The following is a 19,172-nucleotide window of genomic DNA, read 5'->3' on the forward strand; positions in this document are numbered from 1 at the left end:
GCGTGATCGAGCGGCCGCTATTTGCAAGGTGGCCTCAAAGCCTGCCATTCTGCTAACGGCTCTGGGCCGCATGTCCGTGGCTTTCCCTCCGCGTTCGAGACTGTTAGTATTCGTTTCCGCTTGGAGAATTGCGATGCCCTACGTCGACTGGGCAATGAAAGGACCGAAGATCGCAGCGTGCAGTTGCGACTACGGTTGTCCTTGCGAATTCAACGGAAAGCCGACGGAAGGGCTCTGCGAAGGGCTCGAATGCATGCGGATCGATGAAGGCTGGTTCGGTGATCTGCGGCTGGACGGCCTCAAGGTTGCGGCAGCCTATCGCTGGCCTGGCCCCGTGCACGAAGGCGGCGGCGTCGTTCAAGGCTTCATCGACTGCGACGCCACACCCACCCAGGTCGAGGCGCTGAGCATCATCCTCGGGGGTGGCGAACAGGAGCCGACCACCGTCTTCAACATCTATGGCTCGACGATCGCCGAGGAATTGCCACCGGTCTTCGCTTCGATCGACTTCGGCAGCGACGTCGAGGCGCGAACCGGCTGGTTCCGTATCGAGGATCAACTCGCTCTCGAGCTGGAGCCCATTCGCAATCCTGTGACAGGCTTGGCGCATCGCGCCCGCATCGTGTTGCCTGACGGCTTCGAATTCCGCGAAGCGGAGGTGGCAAGCGGCACCTTCACCAGCAATGGCGAGATCGGCATGCACAGGCAGAGCCGCTACGGCGCGCTCTGGAATGCCGCGTACGGGCCGTACGGCATCATCGACGCATAACGGCCTGGCTGAACCCGAAGGGACGATGTCATGACGCCTTGGGAAATCGAAGGAGTGGAACTGGTCAACTGCAACTGCGCCTATGGCTGCCCCTGCCAGTTCAACGCTCTGCCGACGCACGGACACTGCCAGGCGAACGGTGCGATCGACATCCGGCGAGGGTACCATGGGAGGGTCAGTCTCGACGGGATGCGTATCGCGTTCATCTTCCAATGGCCTGGCGCCATCCACGAAGGTGGCGGCAAGTGCCAGCCGATCGTCGACGAGCGCGCCGACGAGAACCAGCGTCAGGCGCTTCTGACGATCATGTCCGGGGAGGACTCCGAGCCCGGCAGAACGATGTTTAACGTCTTCGCGTCGACCGTGAGCGAGTTCTTCGAGCCCGCCTTCCGCAAGATCGACATGGACGTCGACGTCGATGCGCGGCGCGGGCACATCCACGTCGATGGCTTCATCGACATTACCGGCGAGCCCATCCGCAATGTCGTGACGGGACGGGAGCATCGGGCGCGGATCGATCTGCCCGACGGGTTCGAGTACACCTTGGCGGAAGTCGGCAGCGCCTCCTCGAAGACGCAGGGCCCAATCGCTTTCGATCTCGCAAACTCCTACGGCCAGTTCGCCCGGCTGCATTTGAGCGGGCAGGGGCCGATCAGGGTCTGACATGGCCGACGCTGTCCCCCGGACATCGGCAGTGGAGATATTGATCCGGCGGGACCGCCTGGTCATGCTGACCGGCCTTGTCGCGCTCCTCATTCTGGCGTGGGCGTGGCTGCTGGTCGGGGCCGGCACCGGCATGAACATCTGGGTGATGAGCCGCCCCGCGATCTTTCCCGGCGGGGAGGCGGGATTGACGATGCCGGCGACTGCGTGGTCGGTCGCGACCTGGATCATCGTTGCCGGCATGTGGTGGATCATGATGATCGCCATGATGATCCCAAGCGTCACGCCGATGGTTCTGCTGCACGCCCGGGTCAGTCGCCACGCCCAAAGCAGGGGACACATGGCCGCTGGTGCGATCCCATCCGGCGTCTTTCTCGGCGGTTATCTCCTTGTCTGGCTCGCGTTTTCCCTGTTCGCAACCACTCTTCAGTTCGCCTGCGAACAACTCGATCTTCTGTCCCGGCCGATGATGTGGTCGGTGAATGTCTGGATGGCGGCGGCCTTTCTCGTCGCCGCCGGCCTCTACCAGATGTCTCCATTCAAGCGGGTGTGCCTTGAACATTGCCGCGCGCCTGCCGAGTTCCTGTCTCGGCACTGGCGCAACGGCCGCGCCGGCGCCTTTCGCATGGGCGTCGGACACGGCGCATACTGCCTCGGCTGCTGCTGGACCTTGATGGCGTTGCTGTTCGTAGGCGGCATCATGAATGTCTACTGGATTGCCGGGCTGTCTATCATTGTCCTCCTGGAGAAGATTATGCCCCGAGGCGACAGGTTGGCGCGAGTACTAGGCTCGATGTTCGTGCTCGCCGGGGCCTGGATCGCGATCGGGGCAATCTGATCAGCTGCTGACTCGACCAAACGCGAAGCCATCGATTGTCTGCGCCTTTCTTGTTACTCGAACTCACTCTGAACCTGCCTGAAGCTCGCGTCGCCTTCGGCCCTCCCGGTCATCGTGTGGCGCTGAACGCGGTATGAACGACACATTCAGCGACGGTTCCGGCGGCCGGGTTCAAGTTCGGGTCATTCCATCCCGAGCCGATGTGCTCTTGTCGGAGATGCCCAGATGATCCGCTTGCCCCTTGCTTCCGCCCTCGTTGTTCTCGCCGGCCTGACGGCCGTGACCCAAGCATCCGCCAACGACGTGCGTTTCGACCAGTACGGCTGGTCGAACTCCGCCGGCGGATCTCAGCAAGGCTACCGCAACCGTATCCGCGTCCATCAGGACGGCCGATACAATCGCTCGGTCGGCGAGCAGCGCGGCTCGCACAATCTGTCGGTCATCGGTCAGGAGGGGCGCAGGCATTACGGCGCGACCTACCAGAACGGCAGCCGCAACTCCGCCGGCATCGGCCAGTTCGGCTCCGACCACACGACAATCCTCTCCCAGGACGGCCACGGCAACATTGCAGCCGGTGTTCAGGTCGGACGCGGCTGCTCGGCCGACGTCGCGCAGGGTGGCAGCGGGAACGTTGCGGCCCTCGTCCAGGCCTGCGACTGATCCCGCGCTGAGCGGCGCGTCCCACCCGTTACGTTCCCATTCCATTGATGAGGCCCGCCATGCCATTGCTCCGCCCTCGCCACCGGCTCGCCGCGGCTCTGGTTCTCCTCGGCGCCACCACCGCCGCCTTTGCCGGCCCAGCGGTCACGCGATCGGCCGAGGCGCCAATCCGGTGCGAACTCGACGTCTCGCGCCGGGGCGGTTCGGTCGAACTGACCGCGCTCGCCCATGCCGCGAAGTCAGCGCGTGGTGAGTATGCGTTCCACGTCTCGGGGTGGGGAACCGACATCCGGCAAGGCGGGCCCTTTGCCATCGCTTCCGGCGGGACGGAACAACTCGGAATGGTCACGCTCAGCGCCGGCGGCTCCGGCTACGACGCCGATCTGACCGTCGTCGTCGATGGCAAGACGATATCCTGTTCCGCCCAAGTCGGCGGCAGGATCTGACGAAGCGACAACACCCTGCTTTGCCGCGCCGGCCCGGCGGGGCCGTTTCCAAACAACGCATGTCCCGGAACAGACCGGGGAACGGAGATCTCCATGACCTTCATTTCCGCGAACGCCATTGCGGCCGCACTTGCCATTGCTGTGGTCACCCCGGCGACCTTCGCCACGCCCGCGGCCGCCGGCGGCCAGGTGTCGTGGACCTTCGCCCCGAATGACCGGCAGACGAGCGGGGCCGTTGAAGCGGGGCTGCGGATCTATTCGCTCTATAACGGCCTCAAGGACGGCTCGATCCGGCAGAAAGGCCAGGGCAACAACGCCGGCCTCGCCCAGCGCGGACGGGCCAATGTCGGTCTCGTCCAGCAGCGCGGGAATGGCCATTCTGGCACGCTGGAGCAGAACGGCGACGGCAACGCCTACGGTCTCTTCCAATTCGGACGCGGGGCCCGGGATGCTATCGTCCAATCCGGCAACCGCAACAGCGGCGCGACCTTTACCTACGGTTGGTGACGGGAATCGCTAGCTTTCAGGCTCGATGCCCGCGGAGTTGGTCCATGCACTAGAATCCGGCGATTCCGATCCACATGCCGTGTCGGGATGGCTGGTTACCGATAGTGTCCCACCATGTGGTGTAGCTGACGGCGATGGCCGTGCGGTTCCGGCCAAGCCGGATTGATCAGCGTGCCACGGCTGGCAGGCTAACGAACGGATCATCGCTCAGGGGAGCGACGGATTCCAGTGTCATGTACCTGGCCCGCTGAACCGCCCACTCATCATTTTGCTCGAGCAGCAGCGCGCCGACGAGGCGCTGGATGGCCTCATCGTTGGGAAAGATGCCGACGACGTCGGTGCGCCGCTTGATCTCGCCGTTCAGCCGCTCGATCGGATTCGTGCTGTGCAATTTGGCCCGATGCTCCCTAGGGAAGGTCATGTAGGCCAGCACGTCGGGCTCGGCCTCGTCGAGGATGGCAGCGAGCTTCGGCACCTTTGGCCGGATCTGGTCGGCGACGGAGCGCCATTGCTGGCTGGCGGCCTCTGGCGTCTCTTGGGCAAAGGCGGTGGCGATGAAGGCGGAGACGACACGACGGCCGCTCTTGCCAGCATGGGCCAGGACGTTGCGCATGAAGTGCACGCGGCAGCGCTGCCATGTCGCCGTTAGCACCTTGGTGACCGCGGCTTTGATGCCCTCGTGAGCGTCGGACACGACGAGCTTCACGCCGCGAAGGCCGCGTCGGGTCAGCTTTCTCAGGAACTCGGTCCAGATCGGCTCGGCTTCCGAGGTGCCGATCTCCATGCCGAGAACCTCACGCCGGCCATCGGCGTTGACGCCGACGGCGATGATCACGGCAACCGAGACGATGCGGCCGCCGCGGCGGACCTTGAGGTAGGTGGCGTCGATCCAGAGATAGGGCCAGTCGCCTTCGATCGGCCGCTCCAGAAAGGCTTTTACCTTGCCGTCGATCTCTTCACACAGCCTCGACACCTGGCTCTTGGAGATGCCGGTCATGCCCATCGCCTTGACCAGGTCGTCGACCGAGCGCGTCGAGATGCCCTGGACATAGGCCTCTTGAATGACGGCCGTCAGGGCCTTCTCGGCCATGCGCCGCGGCTCCAGAAAGCCGGGAAAGTAGCTGCCCCTGCGCAGCTTTGGGATGCGCAACTCGACTGTGCCGGCTCTCGTCTGCCAGTCCCTGTCGCGGTAGCCATTGCGCTGGGCGAGGCGCTCGGCACTCTTCTCGCCATAGCCGGCGCCAGTCGCGGCACCGACCTCCAGTTCCATCAGCCGCTCGGCGGCAAAGCCGATCATCTCGCGCAGCAGATCGGCATCAGGGGTCTTCTCCAGAAGGCTGCGCAGGCCCATCATGTCATTGGTCATCAGGGGATCTCCGGTTGCAGTTAGGTCTCGCAACCCAAGCCTAACCGGAAACCGCTGGTGACCACCGCGCCGCCAATCTCGTCCTACAGCGCGATGAAAGGCGCGGACGAGATTGGCGACGCTATCGCCGAGCTACACCACCTATGGGGACACGACCTGGTTACCTTGTACCGGAATCGAAACAGGGCCGCTGCCGTGCTCGCCTCCGGTGAGATAGCCCAACTTTCGATGGTAGTCGCCATCGCCCGCATTTTGCAGCCGGACGATATCCCAAATACCTACGAGGTGGATCCGTGGCTTATCGCGCTGCAGGGGGCATCCGGCTCGCTTAGACGGCCTGACAGGGACTTCCTGGCTGCCTTCCTTTTGGCACGTGCGCTAGGTCAGGTATCCCGGTCTCAGGCCGAACTGCTCCGGTATTCCTACACCCAGTTTTACAAGGCCTTCGACGAGCACCGCTTCTCCAGCGAGGCGGAGCGGCTGGCCAGATTGCGGCTCAACTGGGGCATTTGGTTTGACTGGGACAGCTGCTCGAGGCTGAAAGAAACTGTCACCAGAAGATTCATCGACAATGACCTTGATCCTGAGATTTTTGGGCATCTCACCGACGAGGACCGGCTCGCGGTTCCTCTTATCGACGAGGCTGCTTCCACCGGTCGAGGTCGCAAGTATCTTCGCGGAGTACGCAAGGCGCTGAACGGCACCGGCGGGAAGGGCATCAAGGCGCGGGCTGACTATATTGCAGAGAGGTTGAAGTGAGGATTGCAACGGGCGTTCGTTTTGCGAATACGGGCGGAAACGATGCCTCACCACGCCGGACGCAGTACCGACCCAGATCGCTGCCCTTCAAATCTGCCGATTTTGATCGCTCATATTCCGCTCGGCTGCAGATACCTCACTTCCAAGCCACCTACGCGGCCTCGGCTCCGTCTATCCTTCGCCGGACCATCGTATGATGCGCGCCTGCGGCGGGGTCGCTCATACAGGCGGAGATAGTCCCCCCGAACGGCACAACGCTTTCCCTTATGCAAACGGAGCGGAGGTTATACCCCCGCTCCGCAGATCTTAGCGCCTCCTGCTACAACTCAGCGCTCAGAGACACACACGATCGGCATACTAAGAACAGCCGCTTGTCGAACCGCAGGTGTCGCATTTCAGGCAAGTGCCGTTGCGGACCATCGAGTAGTTGCCGCATTCGGTGCAGCTGTCGCCGGTGTAGCCCTTCATCATGGCGATGGAGCGCCGTTCGGCGGTCGACGGTGCCGCCGCCACATTGGCCGTGTCCTTCGCGCTCGCCTCATAGGCCAGCGGCTGATCGAACAGGCCCTGGGCCGGCGTCGTGTCCGACGTCGGGGCCGGATCGGCAAGCGGCGCCTGCTCGTAGTCGCGCTTGAAGGCGGTTGCCGGCGTGCCGAGCGCCGTCGGCGACAAAGCCGTCGCCGTAGCAGTCGCCGTTGCCGGACGACCAGTGACGCGGGCAGGGGATCCGCCGGCGGTGTTGGCCGCCGTCCGCGCGGCCGTCGTCACCGGCTTGGTGCCGGCCGGGGCGTTCGCCGCGTTGCCCTGGGGCTCGGCCGACGAGATCAGCCGGAACTTCGACGTCTGCCCGCGGACCATGCCGTGGGAGACCGGCAGCGGCTGCGGCTTGTCGCCCTCGACACCGCGACCGAGGGTCGAGGCGCCGAAATCCTCCGGCTGGACATGGGCGAGATCATGCCGGTCCAGATAGGAGACCGCCAGCTCGCGGAAGACGTAGTCGAGGATCGACGTGGCGTTCTTGATCGCCTCGTTGCCCTGGACCATCCCCGCCGGCTCGAAGCGGGTGAAGGTGAAGGCCTCGACATATTCGTCCAGCGGCACGCCGAACTGCAGGCCCAGCGAGATGGCAATGGCGAAATTGTTCATCATCGCCCGGAAGGCCGCGCCCTCCTTGTGCATGTCGATGAAGATCTCGCCGATGCGGCCGTCATCGAACTCGCCGGTGCGCAGATACACCTTGTGGCCGCCGACAATGGCCTTCTGGGTGTAGCCCTTGCGCCGGTTCGGCAGCTTCTCGCGGTCACGGACCACCTTCTCGACGATGCGCTCGACGATCCGCTCGGCGACTTCCGCGGCCTGGGCCGGCTTGGTCGCGGAGGCCAGCGCCGCGGTCGCCATCTCGACGGCGTCCTCGTCCTCCTCGTCCTCGTCGGCGATCAGCGAGGCGTTGAGCGGCTGCGACAGCTTGGAGCCGTCGCGGTAGAGGGCGTTGGCCTTCAGGGCCAGCTTCCACGACAGCATGTAGGCCGCGTTGCAATCCTCGACCGTCGCCTCGTTCGGCATGTTGATGGTCTTGGAGATGGCGCCCGAGATGAAGGGCTGCGCCGCCGCCATCATGCGGATGTGGGATTCCACCGACAGGTAGCGCTTGCCGATGCGCCCGCAGGGGGTCGCGCAGTCGAACACTGCCAGGTGCTCGGGCTTGAGGTGCGGCGCGCCCTCGAGCGTCATGGCGCCGCAGACATGGACGTTGGCCGCGTCGATGTCCTTCCTGGAGAAGCCGAGGAACGGCAGGAGCTCGAAGGCGAAGTCGGCGAGCTGCTCGTCGGAAACGCCCAGCGTCTCCTTCATGAACGCCTCGCCGAGGGTCCATTTGTTGAAGACGAACTTGATGTCGAAGGCCGAGCCGAGCGCGGCGTTGAGCGCGGCAATGTGCTCGTCGGTGAAGCCCTTCGCCTTGAGCGAGCCCGGATTGATCGCCGGTGCCTGGTTCAGATTGCCGTGGCCGACCGCATAGGCCTCCATCTCGGCGATCTGGGCTTCGGTGTAGCCGAGCGAGCGCAGGGCCTCCGGCGCGGCGCGGTTGATGATCTTGAAGTAGCCGCCGCCGGCGAGCTTCTTGAACTTCACCAGCGCGAAGTCGGGCTCGATGCCGGTGGTGTCGCAATCCATGACGAGGCCGATCGTGCCGGTGGGCGCGATCACCGAGACCTGGGCGTTGCGGTAGCCGTTCTTCTTGCCGAGTTCGACGGCATCGGTCCAGGCGGTCTTGGCCCGGGCGGAGAGGCGCTTGTCGGGCAGCGAGGCATGATCGAGCGGGACCGGGTCGACCGACAGGCCCTCATAGCCATTGGCGATGCCATGGGCGGCGCGGCCATGATTGCGCATGACGCGCAGCATGTGCTCGGAATTGCGCTCGTAGTCCGGGAAGGCGCCCAGATGCCCGGCCATCTCGGCCGAGGTCTTGTAGGCGACGCCGGTCATCAGCGCCGCGATGGCACCGCAGATCGCCCGACCCTCGTCCGAATCATAGGGGATGCCGGCGGTCATCAGCAGGCCGCCGATATTGGCGAAGCCGAGGCCCAGCGTGCGGTAGTCGTAGGACAGCCGCGCGATCTCCTTGGACGGGAACTGCGCCATCATCACCGAGATTTCGAGGACGACGGTCCACAGGCGGGTGGCATGCTCGAAGGCGTCGGTGTCGAAGCGCTTGATGCCCTCCGGGCCGTCGAGGCCTTCCTCGCGGAACTGGATGAGGTTCAGCGACGCCAGATTACAGGCCGTGTCATCGAGGAACATGTATTCCGAGCACGGATTGGAGGCGCGGATCGGGCCGGCCGCCGGGCAGGTGTGCCAGTCGTTCATGGTGGTGTTGTAGTGCAGGCCGGGATCGGCCGAGGCCCAGGCGGCATAGCCGATCTGGTCCCACAGCTCGCGCGCCTTCAGGGTCTTGGCGACCTTGCCGTCGGTGCGACGGATCAGGTCCCAGGTGCCGTCCTCCTCGACCGCGCGCAGGAAGTCGTCCTTCAGCGAGACCGAATTGTTGGAGTTCTGGCCGGAGACGGTGAGATAGGCTTCGGAATCCCAGTCGGTGTCGTAGACCGGGAATTCGATGTCGGTGTAGCCCTGCCGCGCGAACTGGATGACGCGCTTGACGTAGTTCTCCGGAACCTGGGCGCGCTTGGCGTCCTTGACCGCGCGCTTGAGCGCCGGGTTCTTCATCGGCTCGAAGCAGTCGCCGTCCGGGCCCTCGCAGTTCACGCAGGCCGACAGGATCGCCTTGAGGTGCTTGGACACGGTCTTGGAACCGGTGACGAGCGCGGCGACCTTCTCTTCCTCGCGGACCTTCCACGAGATGTAGTTCTCGATATCGGGATGGTCGATGTCCACGACGACCATCTTGGCGGCGCGGCGGGTGGTGCCGCCCGACTTGATGGCGCCCGCGGCGCGGTCGCCGATCTTCAGGAAGCTCATCAGGCCCGACGACTTGCCGCCGCCGGCCAGGGTTTCGCCTTCGCCGCGCAGATAGGAGAAGTTGGAGCCGGTACCGGAGCCGTATTTGAACAGGCGCGCCTCGCGGACCCACAGATCCATGATGCCGCCGTCATTGACCAGATCGTCGGCGACGGACTGGATGAAGCAGGCATGCGGCTGCGGATGCTCGTAGGACGAGGTCGAGCGGGTCAGTTCGCCGGTGCGATAGTCGACGTAATAATGGCCCTGGCCGGGACCGTCGATACCGTAGGCCCAGTGCAGGCCGGTGTTGAACCACTGCGGCGAGTTCGGCGCGACCTTCTGGGTGGCGAGCATGTAGGCGAGTTCGTCCTTGAAGGCGGCGGCATCCTCTTCCGACGCGAAATAGCCGCCCTTCCAGCCCCAGTAGGTCCAGGTGCCGGCGAGCCGGTCGAAGACCTGCCGCGCGTCCATCTCCGAGCCGGTGCGCTCGGCCTCGGGCAGCTTGGCCAGCGCTTCCTCGTCGGCGACCGAGCGCCAGAGGAAGGAGGGAACGTCGTTCTCCTCGACCTTCTTCAGCGCCTTCGGCACGCCCGCCTTGCGGAAATATTTCTGCGCCAGGATGTCGCTGGCGACTTGGCTGAACTGGGCCGGCACGTCGATGCCGGCGAGGCGGAAGACCACCGAACCGTCGGGGTTCTTGATCTCGCTCGTCGCCTTGCGGAACTCGACCGAATGGTAGGCGCTCTCGCCAGCCTTCGTGTACCGGCGTTCGATCTTCATGCCCATGACGGTCCTCGTCTATTCCGTGTTTGCCGCAACGAATCGCGCCAGCGGGCGAGGGAAACCCCTTCGCGCGGCGCGTTGTCCTCGAAAATCGCCGCCGGGCGCATGTGGTATGGGCCCCGGCTGGCGACACTAGATATAGTATATTCGGGGTGGTTAAGCGACTCTGAATCGGGCGTTCGCGACCGGAGGCGGCAGCTTATCCACCTATTCCCGACGGGCCTGTGGACAGCGGTTAACGCCTTGGTGCCACGCGGTCGGCTTTGCCTACCGGGCCGGCGTTCCAGCCCACGCCGGATCGCCGTCGGGCGGGCCCGCAGCTTCGCCGCCAACCTCGCAGGGGGAGGCTGGCGAGCGCAAGTGTGGACAGCGGTTGAAAGCGGGGACAAGTCCGCGAAGGCGCCGGAGCCCGGCTGTTTCGTCGGACGCTTGATGTCGCACCGGTGCGGTCGGGCAACGGTGCGAAGGCGGGCGGAGGAAGCCCGCACCAGATTTGCCGTTCGGCCGGCCGAATCGGTGCCTGGCTATGAAGATCGGCGCCGGGACGGGTCTCGCCTTTCAGCCGGACAGCGACACGGACCGGCGAGGGGACTCTACAACCGGGTGGTGGATGTCAGCCAAGGGTGCTCTTGCTGATCGGCGCCTGGAAGGTGAGGCCAAGATCCCACGGGAAGAAGATCCAGGTGTCCTGCGACACTTCGGTGATGAAGGTGTCGACCAGCGGCCGGCCCTTGGGCTTGGCGTAGACCGTGGCAAAATGCGCCTTGGGCAGCATGGTGCGCACAAGACCGGCGGTCTTGCCGGTATCGGTCAGGTCGTCGACAATCAGGATGCCGTCGCCCTCGTCCTTCAGGAGTTCCGGCGAGATCTCCTTGAGGACCCTGAGCTCTCCCTGCTCGCTGTACTCGTGGTAGGACGCGATGCAGACCGTCTCGATCAGGCGCGTGCCGATCTCGCGGGCGATGATGGCCGCCGGCACGAGGCCGCCACGGGTGATGCAGACGATGGCGCGCCAGTCGTCGCGCTGGCTCGCCAGCCGCCAGGCCAGTGCCCGTGCGTCGCGGTGAAACTGGTCCCAGGAGACGGGGAAGGATTTCTCGACCGTGGACATGACGCGCTTCCGGGCTGCTGGAGGGAGCGGATGCGATAGATCGAATCATCCCGCCGATGCAAGCCGCGTGGCCCACAGACGCGGCACGGATGCCGGTTTCCACGCATAAAATCGCCGAGGGCCGCAGCACTGCGGCAAAACGGACACGTTGCCGACGTCGGATCGGAAGGAGATCGCTGGTCCGGCGGGCTCGGGCTTACCCCTTGGACCGCGCCCGGCCGAGATCCTCGAGCATCGCCGTCACGGCGGCTGCGGCGCTCTTCAGCGCCGCATCGTCACGCGAGCGCACGACGATCTCGGTGGAATAGCGGTCCCCGTCGAATTTCGGATAGGAGCCGATCGTCACGGCCGGATGGGCCTTCGACAAGGCACGCAGCGGGTCGCCGATGTCGCCTTCGCCGAACGGGCAAGGGATGGCGAGGCTGGCGATGGCCCGGCCGGCCGGCAGCGTCGACAGGACATTGCCCAGCATGGCCTGGAAGATTTGCGGGACGCCGGCCATGACGAAGACATTGTCGACGCGAAAGCCCGGGGCCTTCGACACCGGATTGTCGATGAGCGTCGCGCCCTCCGGCGTGCGGGTCATGCGGCGGCGCGCGTCGGTGAACTCGAGGCCACGGCCGGCATAATAGTCCGCCAGGAGTTCGACCGCCTCGGGATGCTCGCCGATGGGCAGCCCGAAGGCGGCGGCGACCGCATCGGCGGTCAGGTCGTCATGGGTGGGGCCGATCCCGCCCGAGGTGAAGACGTAGTCGTAGCTGCGCCTGAGCGTGTTGAGCGTGTCCGCGATGAAATGCGGCTCGTCGCCGATGATGCGGACTTCCTTGAGATCGATGCCGGCGAGTGTCAGGAATTCCGCCAGATGGCCGATATTCTTGTCCTTGGTGCGCCCGGACAGGAGCTCGTCGCCGATGGCGAGCATCGCGGCGGTCGCGGCGGGTTGGGCACTCATGGCGAAGCTCCGGCACTGCGCTGGGACCACGGCACGGACTGCGTCCGCGACCCTCCACAGCTCGATCGATCCCCAGCGGCCCCCGTTCCGGACGGCGCTGCAGCACCGTTAATGAGGGCGTTCGGCCCCGCGAGGCAAGGCCCGGCGCGAAATGGCAACTCGCCGCATCTCAACTGCGGGGTGACAGTGCGTCGCAACATTACCCCCTCTCGGATGCCGGCAAGCCGACTAGGTAGGTCCAGAGCCCATGCGGCCTCCAGACGTCACGACATTTTCTGAAAGGAAGCGAACCGATGGCGAAAGTCCTCGTACTCTACTACTCCAGCTACGGACATATCGAGGCAATGGCACAGGCCGTGGCCGAGGGCGCGACCAGCGCCGGCGCCACGGTTGAAATCAAGCGCGTCCCCGAGACGGCCCCGCAGGACGTGGTCGCGGCGGCGCACTTCAAGACGGATTACGCCCATCCGGAATGCGACCCGATGGACCTGCCCAACTACGACGCCATCATCGTCGGCGTGCCGACTCGCTTCGGCAACATGGCCTCGCAGATGCAGGCGTTCTGGGATCGCACCGGCCCGCTGTGGGCGAAGGGCGCTCTTGTCGGCAAGGTCGGCGGTGCCTTCACCTCGTCCGCGTCCCAGCATGGCGGCAACGAGACGACGCTGATCTCGGTGATCAAGACGCTGCTGCATCACGGCCTGATGGCCGTCGGTCTGCCCTACGCCTTCGCCGGTCAGATGAATATGGACGAGATCGTCGGCGGCACGCCCTATGGCGCATCGACCATGGCCAAGGGTGACGGTTCGCGCATGCCGAGCCAGATCGAACTCGACGGCGCCCGTTTCCAGGGACGGCACATTGCCGAGATCGCCGCGAAAGTCGCGGCCTGAACCAGGTTAGAATTCTCGGGAAGGCAAGGGACACGAGATGTCCCTTGAGGGTGGTCGTCCGATATGGCTCGGGCGACCATTACGCCGATAGACGGCGCAAAGACTTGATGCCGGTCGACTGCATCAGGCATGCGGCCTGCAGGATCGCAGGATACAGTGCCGAAACGCGATCGTCTCAGTTGTTCGGCGTCTCCTGAAGCGAGCCGCTGCCTTCGAAATTGAGCGCATCGAGCAGACGCGTCAGTGCCGCATTCTGCTTCTTCAACCGGACGAGGAACCCCTGCGCCTCTCGAGCATCGGTACTGGCGCTGTCGACACTTTCCACGCGGGCAATGCGCGCGGATCGGGTGGGGTCTCCGAAACGGCTGGAGTGCTCCGTCATGCGTCGGTCTCCCATGCTCGTGTGGTCCGGCTTCTGACCCGCCGGTTACGCAACGTTACTCATTTTCGCCGCATTTCGCGATGGCTTTTTGTTTCAGTGTGACATTCGGCCCACGAATCTTGACACGGATACCCCATTTGGTTGAGGTCGCCGCAGCGCGGGCGTGGCGGAATGGTAGACGCAAGGGACTTAAAATCCCTCGGGCTTCGTCCCGTGCGGGTTCGAGTCCCGCCGCCCGCACCAGGATACAGAACGACTTAGTGCCGGTTCTTGCTGCAATTCGCGAGCGATGGCTCCGCAAGCGGGCCATCAGTGGCACTGATCACCACATTGTGTGACCGCCGATCACGGACTGGCAGCGGCGGCCGGGCTCTCTTCCACGGGGACATTTCATGACCGACCAACCCACCAGCGTGGCCCCGTTCGAGGCCGTGGCGCCGCAGCTCGTCGATGTTGCGATGGGGCGGACCCGCGCGGATCTGGTCGTACGCAACGCGCGCTGGGTCAATGTCCATTCCGGCGAGATCATCCCGCAGACCGACGTGGCGGTCGCCGCAGGGCGCTTCGCCTATTGCGGGCCCGACGCCGGCTACATGATCGGGCCGGACACCGAGGTGGTGGACGCCGCCGGGCGCTTCATCATGCCGGGGCTTTGCGATGCGCACATGCATGTCGAGAGCGGCATGGTGACGGTTACCGAGTTCTGCCGCGCGGTGATCCCGCACGGCACGACCTCGATGTTCATCGATCCGCACGAAATCGCCAATGTGCTGGGTCTGCCAGGTGTCCGTCTGATGCACGACGAGGCGATGGCCCAGCCCGTCAATGTCTGGGTGCAGATGCCGTCCTGCGTGCCGTCGGCGCCGGGGCTCGAGGAAGGCGGCGCGATCCTCGGCCCGCAGGATGTCGCGAAGGCGATGGGCTGGCCGGCGATCATCGGCCTCGGCGAGGTGATGAACTTTCCCGGGGTGGCGGCCAACGACCCGACGATGGTCGGCGAGATCGCGGCAACCCGGAAGGCCGGGCGCACGGTCGGCGGTCATTATGCCTCGCCCGATCTCGGCCGCGCCTTCCACGCCTATGTCGCCGGCGGTCCCGAGGACGACCACGAGGGCACCCGCATGGAGGATGCCGCCGCGCGGGTGCGCCAGGGCATGAAGGCGATGCTGCGGCTGGGCTCGGCCTGGTACGACGTCGCCGAACAGGTGCGGGCGATCACCGAGATGGGCCTCGATTCGCGGCACTTCATCCTGTGCACCGACGACTGCCATTCCGGCACGCTGGTTCGCGAGGGCCACATGGACCGCGTCGTGCGGCACGCCATCTCGCGCGGGCTGAAGCCGATGACCGCGATCCAGATGGCGACGATCAACACCGCCGAGCATTTCAAGCTGGAGCGCGAGATCGGCTCGGTCACGCCGGGGCGCCGCGCGGACTTCCTGATCGTCTCGGACCTGAGCGACCTGACCATCGACGCCGTCTATGGCCGCGGCGTGCGGCTGGCGTCCGGCGGCAAGCTGGAAGCCGACATGCCGGCCCATGCCTATCCGGACAGCGCCATCGATACGGTGAAGCTCGGCCGGGCGCTGACGGCGGACGATTTCCGCGTCGCCGCGCCGAAGAGCGCCGGGGCGACGGTCGAGGCGCGGATCATTGGGGTGGTCGAGAACCAGGCGCCGACCCGGGCACTGACCGCGCATGTACCGGTGCAGGGCGGCATCGCCATGCCCGACCCGGACAACGACGTCTGCCGCATTGCGCTGGTCGAGCGGCACCGGGCGAGCGGCGACGTGGTCAATGGCTTCGTGTCCGGCTTCGGCTACACGGGACGCTGCGCCATGGCCTCCACCGTTGCCCATGACAGCCACCACATGATCGTCGTCGGCACCTCCGAGGACGACATGGCGCTGGCCGCCAACCGGCTGGGCGAGGTCGGCGGCGGCGTGGTCTTCTTCGCCGACGGCAACGAGCAGGCGCTGGTCGAGATGCCGATCGCCGGCCTGATGTCGAGCGAGCGGGCCGAAATCGTCGCGGAAAAGGCCGACCGGCTGATCGCGGCCATGCGCGCGGCCGGCTGCACGCTGAACAACGCCTACATGCAGCATTCGCTGCTGGCGCTGGTGGTCATTCCGAGCCTGCGCATTTCCGACAAGGGCATCGTCGACGTCGAACGCTTCGAACTGGTCGACCTCTTCGTCTGACGCCTTGGACCGCCAGATGGCCCGGTCGCGCCGTTCCGATCAGGCGGCGACCGGGCTCCGGGCATCCGACATGATCTTCAGCCCGATCGCGACGAAGCAGACGCCGGCCAGCCGCTCGATACGGTGACGGGTATCGCGGAACCGGCCCATGATCGGCGGCGAGGCCATGACGAGGCTGACGGCGGAATACCAGGCGAATGAGCTCGCGATGACCAGGCCGATCATCAGCACCATGACCCACAACGGCATGGCGCCGGACGCGGCCGTCGCAAAGACGCTGGCGAACAGCACGATCGCCTTGGGATTGGTCAGGGTGACGACGAAGCCGAACAGGAGCGCACTGCGCTCGCGCGGCGCCTCGCCGGCGATCTCCACGGGATCTGGCCGCTTGATGAGCAACCGCAGCCCCAGAAAGACGAGATAGGCGCCGCCGAGGATGCGGACGAACCAGGTCAGCCACTGGTACTGCGTCAGGATCGCCGAGAGACCGATCAGGCTCAGCGCGGCGTAGAAGCCGAGACCGAGCGAAACGCCCAGCGCCGTCGCCAGGCCGGCTCTCGATCCCCGCGTCATGGCAGAGCGCACGACCGCGACGAAATCGGGCCCCGGGAGCATCAAGGCCGGGATGAAGACCGCGAACACGCTGCCGACTGCCATGACGAGGTCCATCGGGCATTCTCCCGCGCAGGCTTGAGAGGGATGATTATCGCCCCGGCTTTCGGCCCGTGCAACGACAGCGACGCCGATGACGCGGATCGCCGCGCGCCTTTACAAATTCGCGCGGATGGCCGATGGCTGGCGCAACGGCAATCGAGCAGAGAAAGGGGCGCGCGATGGCATGGAACATCACGATCGGCGGAGCCACGTCCCTGATTATCGGCGCCGGCCTGTCTGGCGCCCGCGCTGCAACGCAGCCTTCCGGCGCGCGGACATGTCCGGCACGCGGCGGCGTCGTCTAGACAGCTTCCGCCTATCCGGCCGCCGCGAGTGACGGCCGTGCATTCCTTCGGAGCCGGAGCCGGTTCCACAAGAGCTAAGTCTGTGATCCATGTCCGATAACGAGTTTTCCCGCCGCGTCGCTGTCGCGGAAGAGGCCCTGCGTGCCCTGTTCCCGGCGACGCCCCTGCAGCTCAACGAGCATCTTTCCGCCAGATACGATGCGCGCATCTTCCTGAAGCGCGAAGATCTGACGCCGGTGCGTTCCTACAAGATCCGCGGCGCCTTCAACTTCATGCGCAAGCGGATCGCCAACGGTTCGGCCACCGGGCGCTTCTGCTGCGCCTCGGCCGGCAACCACGCCCAAGGCTTCGCCTTCGCCTGCCGGCATTTCGGGCTCGAGGGCCGGGTCTACATGCCGGTGACGACGCCGCAGCAGAAGATCGACAAGACCCGCGCCTTCGGTGGCGATGCGGTCGAGATCGAGCTGATCGGCGACTTCTTCGACGATTGCTACGCCGCGGCCAAAACCTATTCCGCCGAGACCGGCGCGGCGATGGTGCCGCCCTTCGACCATGAGGACATCGTCGAGGGCCAGGCGACGGTCGGCCAGGAGATCGCCGCGCAGCTCGACGGGGAGCGCCCCGACATGCTGGTGCTGCCGGTCGGCGGCGGCGGACTGGCCTCCGGGCTGGCCCGCTATTACGCCGGCGAAAGCAGCCCTGCCTTCCGCTTCGTCGAGCCGCTCGGCGCGCCCAGCCTGCGCACCAGCCTGACCAAGGGCGAGCGCACGCGGCTGCCGCAGCTCGACGGCTTCGTCGATGGTGCGGCCGTCGCCGAGATCGGCGCGCTGCCCTACGAGACGCTGTCGCGCTTTTCGCCGGACAACGTGCTGCTGTCGCCGGAAGGCCGGCTCTGCCAGACCATGCTGGAGATGCTCAATCTAGAGGGCATCGTTCTGGAACCGGCCGGCGCGCTGGCCATCGACGCGCTGCGCGACCTGAAGGACGAGATCCGCGGCAAGACCGTCGTGCTGGTGGTCTCGGGCGGCAATTTCGACTTCGAGCGGCTGCCGGACGTGAAGGAGCGGGCGCTGCGCTTCGAGGGGCTGAAGAAGTACTTCATCCTGCGGCTGGCCCAGCGCCCCGGCGCGCTGAAGGATTTCCTCGACTATCTCGGCCCGGATGACGACATCGCCCGCTTCGAATATCTGAAGAAATCGGCCCGCGACTTCGCCTCGATCCTGATCGGCATCGAGACCAAGGACCCGGCGAATTTCGAGGGGCTGCTGGCCCGCTTCGCAGAGAATGGCGTCAGCTACCAGGACATCACCGACAACAACATCCTCGCCGACCTCCTGATCTGATCCGCCGGCGATCCGCGTGATCACGACCGCCGCAGCTCCGGCCAGCGGCGGTCGCTTTGTCAGTCCTGCGGGACCGGCGCGTCGTCGCGCAGCAGCCCTTCGGACTTCAGATCCGACCAGAGGCCGGCCGGGATCGTCTGCCCGATCAGTTGCAGATTGCGCTGCAGATGATTGCGGGCGGACATGCCGGGGATGACCGCGGCGACGCTCGGATGGGTGAGGGGAAAGCGCAGGGCCGCTGCGGCCAGCGGCACGTCATGGGCCTTGCAGACGCTCTCGATCCGCCGCACCCGATCCAGGATCGCCGCCGGCGCCGGCTCGTAGTCGTAGGTCGCGCCCGCCACGGGCCCCGTCGCCAGAATGCCGGAATTGAACGGTCCGCCGATGACGATCGAGGCGTTCTCGCGCTGGCAACGCGGCAGGAAGCTGTCGAGTGCGGTCTGTTCGAGAAGCGTGTAGCGGCCGGCCAGGAGGAACACGTCCCAGCGTCCGTGGTCCATCGCCTCCTCGCAGACCTGCCACTCGTTGACGCCGAGCCCGATCGCCTTGACGTCGCCATTGCGGCGCAATTCGTCGAGCGCCCGGTAGCCGCCTTCCATGGCCTGCCTGAACAGCGCCGGATGCGCCGCGGCGCCATGGGTGACCGGACCGATGTCATGCAGGAAGAGGATGTCGACCCGATCGATGCCCAGCCGTTGCAGGCTGTCCTCGTGGGAGCGCATGACGCCGTCATAGGAATAGTCGTAGTCGGAGCGGAAGGGCGCCGCGTCGATGAATTTCTCCCGGTCCGGATTGGGCCCGCGATCCGGCCGGATCAGCCGTCCTACCTTGGTGGAGACGACGGCCTCCTGCCAGGGCAACCCACGCAACGCGTCGCCGAAACGGCGCTCGGACAGGCCAAAACCGTAATAGGGAGCGGTGTCGAAATAGCGAAAGCCCGCCTCCCAGGCGTCGGTCAGGAGGCCGCGCGCCTCGTCCTCGGCGATCGGGGCGTAGAGATTGCCCAGCGGCGCGCCGCCGAAGCCGTATTCGGTGACGTGGACGCCGGTGCGCCCAATTTCGCGTTTACCGAACTGCATGGGTG

The 19,172-nt window shown here is 65.6% G+C and carries 18 protein-coding genes and 1 tRNA gene; 12 read left to right on the top strand and 7 right to left on the bottom strand.

The features are described 5' to 3' along the window. Window positions 1-133: 133 nt before the first annotated feature. The 6 genes from SI859A1_RS09760 to SI859A1_RS09785 all read left to right on the top strand — a co-directional run bounded on the left by SI859A1_RS09760 (window position 134) and on the right by SI859A1_RS09785 (window position 3,883). Window positions 134-769: a DUF1326 domain-containing protein gene (locus SI859A1_RS09760; RefSeq protein ID WP_040325653.1), complete on the top strand. Its 636-nt coding sequence runs from the start codon at window positions 134-136 to the stop codon at window positions 767-769. Between the two features lie 30 nt (window positions 770-799). Then, window positions 800-1,432 (top strand): DUF1326 domain-containing protein, encoded by a 633-nt coding sequence (locus tag SI859A1_RS09765; protein WP_009209620.1) that lies wholly within the window; start codon window positions 800-802, stop codon window positions 1,430-1,432. A 1-nt stretch (window position 1,433) separates the two neighbouring features. Then, complete coding sequence (locus tag SI859A1_RS09770) at window positions 1,434-2,270, top strand: DUF2182 domain-containing protein (RefSeq protein ID WP_009209621.1); 837 nt, start codon at window positions 1,434-1,436, stop codon at window positions 2,268-2,270. A gap of 225 nt (window positions 2,271-2,495) precedes the next feature. Continuing rightward, the gene (locus SI859A1_RS09775) at window positions 2,496-2,930 is read left to right on the top strand and encodes a curlin (RefSeq protein ID WP_009209622.1); all 435 of its coding nucleotides are present in this window, start codon (window positions 2,496-2,498) and stop codon (window positions 2,928-2,930) included. A gap of 59 nt (window positions 2,931-2,989) precedes the next feature. Then, window positions 2,990-3,376 carry a curli-like amyloid fiber formation chaperone CsgH gene (gene csgH, locus SI859A1_RS09780; RefSeq protein WP_050767502.1) on the top strand — a complete coding sequence of 129 codons (387 nt, stop codon included), beginning with the start codon at window positions 2,990-2,992 and terminating at the stop codon, window positions 3,374-3,376. Window positions 3,377-3,469: 93 nt separating this feature from the next. Continuing rightward, window positions 3,470-3,883: a hypothetical protein gene (locus SI859A1_RS09785; protein ID WP_009209624.1), complete on the top strand. Its 414-nt coding sequence runs from the start codon at window positions 3,470-3,472 to the stop codon at window positions 3,881-3,883. A gap of 166 nt (window positions 3,884-4,049) precedes the next feature. Here the strand turns inward: SI859A1_RS09785 and SI859A1_RS09790 are convergent, their stop codons facing one another. Beyond that, window positions 4,050-5,249: an IS256 family transposase gene (locus SI859A1_RS09790; RefSeq protein WP_009207891.1), complete on the bottom strand. Its 1,200-nt coding sequence runs from the start codon at window positions 5,247-5,249 to the stop codon at window positions 4,050-4,052. A gap of 57 nt (window positions 5,250-5,306) precedes the next feature. On the opposite strand from SI859A1_RS09790, the gene SI859A1_RS21845 reads away from it, so the two are divergent. Beyond that, window positions 5,307-6,008, top strand: coding sequence for a hypothetical protein (locus tag SI859A1_RS21845; protein ID WP_040325654.1), 702 nt, complete (start codon window positions 5,307-5,309; stop codon window positions 6,006-6,008). Window positions 6,009-6,365: 357 nt separating this feature from the next. Here SI859A1_RS21845 and SI859A1_RS09800 read toward each other — a convergent pair whose 3' ends face one another. The 3 genes from SI859A1_RS09800 to SI859A1_RS09810 form a co-directional block, all read right to left on the bottom strand. Then, entirely contained in the window at window positions 6,366-10,244 is a 3,879-nt protein-coding gene (locus tag SI859A1_RS09800; RefSeq protein WP_040326444.1) for a vitamin B12-dependent ribonucleotide reductase, read from the bottom strand. A 616-nt stretch (window positions 10,245-10,860) separates the two neighbouring features. After that, complete coding sequence (gene gpt / locus SI859A1_RS09805) at window positions 10,861-11,358, bottom strand: xanthine phosphoribosyltransferase (RefSeq protein WP_009209626.1); 498 nt, start codon at window positions 11,356-11,358, stop codon at window positions 10,861-10,863. 196 nt (window positions 11,359-11,554) lie between these two features. Continuing rightward, a complete protein-coding gene (locus SI859A1_RS09810) occupies window positions 11,555-12,310 on the bottom strand; it encodes a competence/damage-inducible protein A (RefSeq protein WP_040325655.1) in 756 nt (251 codons plus the stop codon). A gap of 293 nt (window positions 12,311-12,603) precedes the next feature. On the opposite strand from SI859A1_RS09810, the gene wrbA reads away from it, so the two are divergent. Further along, window positions 12,604-13,203 carry an NAD(P)H:quinone oxidoreductase gene (gene wrbA, locus SI859A1_RS09815; protein ID WP_009209628.1) on the top strand — a complete coding sequence of 200 codons (600 nt, stop codon included), beginning with the start codon at window positions 12,604-12,606 and terminating at the stop codon, window positions 13,201-13,203. 175 nt (window positions 13,204-13,378) lie between these two features. Here the strand turns inward: wrbA and SI859A1_RS21445 are convergent, their stop codons facing one another. Next, window positions 13,379-13,585: a hypothetical protein gene (locus SI859A1_RS21445; protein ID WP_148233798.1), complete on the bottom strand. Its 207-nt coding sequence runs from the start codon at window positions 13,583-13,585 to the stop codon at window positions 13,379-13,381. Between the two features lie 157 nt (window positions 13,586-13,742). On the opposite strand from SI859A1_RS21445, the gene SI859A1_RS09820 reads away from it, so the two are divergent. Both SI859A1_RS09820 and ade read left to right on the top strand, forming a co-directional pair. Further along, window positions 13,743-13,828 (top strand) — tRNA-Leu (locus tag SI859A1_RS09820). Between the two features lie 149 nt (window positions 13,829-13,977). Beyond that, window positions 13,978-15,786: an adenine deaminase gene (gene ade, locus SI859A1_RS09825; RefSeq protein WP_040325656.1), complete on the top strand. Its 1,809-nt coding sequence runs from the start codon at window positions 13,978-13,980 to the stop codon at window positions 15,784-15,786. Between the two features lie 39 nt (window positions 15,787-15,825). On the opposite strand, the gene SI859A1_RS09830 is transcribed toward ade, so the two are convergent. Further along, window positions 15,826-16,443, bottom strand: coding sequence for a LysE family translocator (locus SI859A1_RS09830; protein WP_202797865.1), 618 nt, complete (start codon window positions 16,441-16,443; stop codon window positions 15,826-15,828). Window positions 16,444-16,531: 88 nt separating this feature from the next. Here SI859A1_RS09830 and SI859A1_RS21450 point away from each other — a divergent pair, with 88 nt between their 5' ends. Next, window positions 16,532-16,777 carry a hypothetical protein gene (locus tag SI859A1_RS21450; RefSeq protein WP_148233799.1) on the top strand — a complete coding sequence of 82 codons (246 nt, stop codon included), beginning with the start codon at window positions 16,532-16,534 and terminating at the stop codon, window positions 16,775-16,777. 57 nt (window positions 16,778-16,834) lie between these two features. Beyond that, on the top strand, window positions 16,835-18,088 hold the full coding sequence (ilvA, locus tag SI859A1_RS09835) for a threonine ammonia-lyase IlvA (RefSeq protein ID WP_009209631.1): 1,254 nt from the start codon (window positions 16,835-16,837) through the stop codon (window positions 18,086-18,088). Between the two features lie 59 nt (window positions 18,089-18,147). On the opposite strand, the gene SI859A1_RS09840 is transcribed toward ilvA, so the two are convergent. Further along, window positions 18,148-19,167, bottom strand: coding sequence for an aldo/keto reductase (locus SI859A1_RS09840; protein WP_009209632.1), 1,020 nt, complete (start codon window positions 19,165-19,167; stop codon window positions 18,148-18,150). Window positions 19,168-19,172: the final 5 nt, after the last annotated feature.

The organism is Aurantimonas manganoxydans SI85-9A1, assembly GCF_000153465.1.
GTDB classification, from domain to species: Bacteria; Pseudomonadota; Alphaproteobacteria; order Rhizobiales; family Rhizobiaceae; genus Aurantimonas; species Aurantimonas manganoxydans.

Coding starts and splice junctions, on each gene's coding strand:
- csgH (WP_050767502.1), top strand. CDS start 2,990: ATGCCATTGCTCCGCCCTCGCCACCGGCTCGCCGCGGCTCTGGTTCTC.
- SI859A1_RS09765 (WP_009209620.1), top strand. CDS start 800: ATGACGCCTTGGGAAATCGAAGGAGTGGAACTGGTCAACTGCAACTGC.
- SI859A1_RS09800 (WP_040326444.1), bottom strand. CDS start 10,244: ATGAAGATCGAACGCCGGTACACGAAGGCTGGCGAGAGCGCCTACCAT.
- SI859A1_RS09775 (WP_009209622.1), top strand. CDS start 2,496: ATGATCCGCTTGCCCCTTGCTTCCGCCCTCGTTGTTCTCGCCGGCCTG.
- SI859A1_RS09760 (WP_040325653.1), top strand. CDS start 134: ATGCCCTACGTCGACTGGGCAATGAAAGGACCGAAGATCGCAGCGTGC.
- SI859A1_RS09810 (WP_040325655.1), bottom strand. CDS start 12,310: ATGAGTGCCCAACCCGCCGCGACCGCCGCGATGCTCGCCATCGGCGAC.
- ade (WP_040325656.1), top strand. CDS start 13,978: ATGACCGACCAACCCACCAGCGTGGCCCCGTTCGAGGCCGTGGCGCCG.
- SI859A1_RS09840 (WP_009209632.1), bottom strand. CDS start 19,167: ATGCAGTTCGGTAAACGCGAAATTGGGCGCACCGGCGTCCACGTCACC.
- wrbA (WP_009209628.1), top strand. CDS start 12,604: ATGGCGAAAGTCCTCGTACTCTACTACTCCAGCTACGGACATATCGAG.
- SI859A1_RS21450 (WP_148233799.1), top strand. CDS start 16,532: ATGACGCGGATCGCCGCGCGCCTTTACAAATTCGCGCGGATGGCCGAT.
- SI859A1_RS09830 (WP_202797865.1), bottom strand. CDS start 16,443: ATGGCAGTCGGCAGCGTGTTCGCGGTCTTCATCCCGGCCTTGATGCTC.
- ilvA (WP_009209631.1), top strand. CDS start 16,835: ATGTCCGATAACGAGTTTTCCCGCCGCGTCGCTGTCGCGGAAGAGGCC.
- gpt (WP_009209626.1), bottom strand. CDS start 11,358: ATGTCCACGGTCGAGAAATCCTTCCCCGTCTCCTGGGACCAGTTTCAC.
- SI859A1_RS09790 (WP_009207891.1), bottom strand. CDS start 5,249: ATGACCAATGACATGATGGGCCTGCGCAGCCTTCTGGAGAAGACCCCT.
- SI859A1_RS21445 (WP_148233798.1), bottom strand. CDS start 13,585: ATGACGGAGCACTCCAGCCGTTTCGGAGACCCCACCCGATCCGCGCGC.
- SI859A1_RS09785 (WP_009209624.1), top strand. CDS start 3,470: ATGACCTTCATTTCCGCGAACGCCATTGCGGCCGCACTTGCCATTGCT.
- SI859A1_RS09770 (WP_009209621.1), top strand. CDS start 1,434: ATGGCCGACGCTGTCCCCCGGACATCGGCAGTGGAGATATTGATCCGG.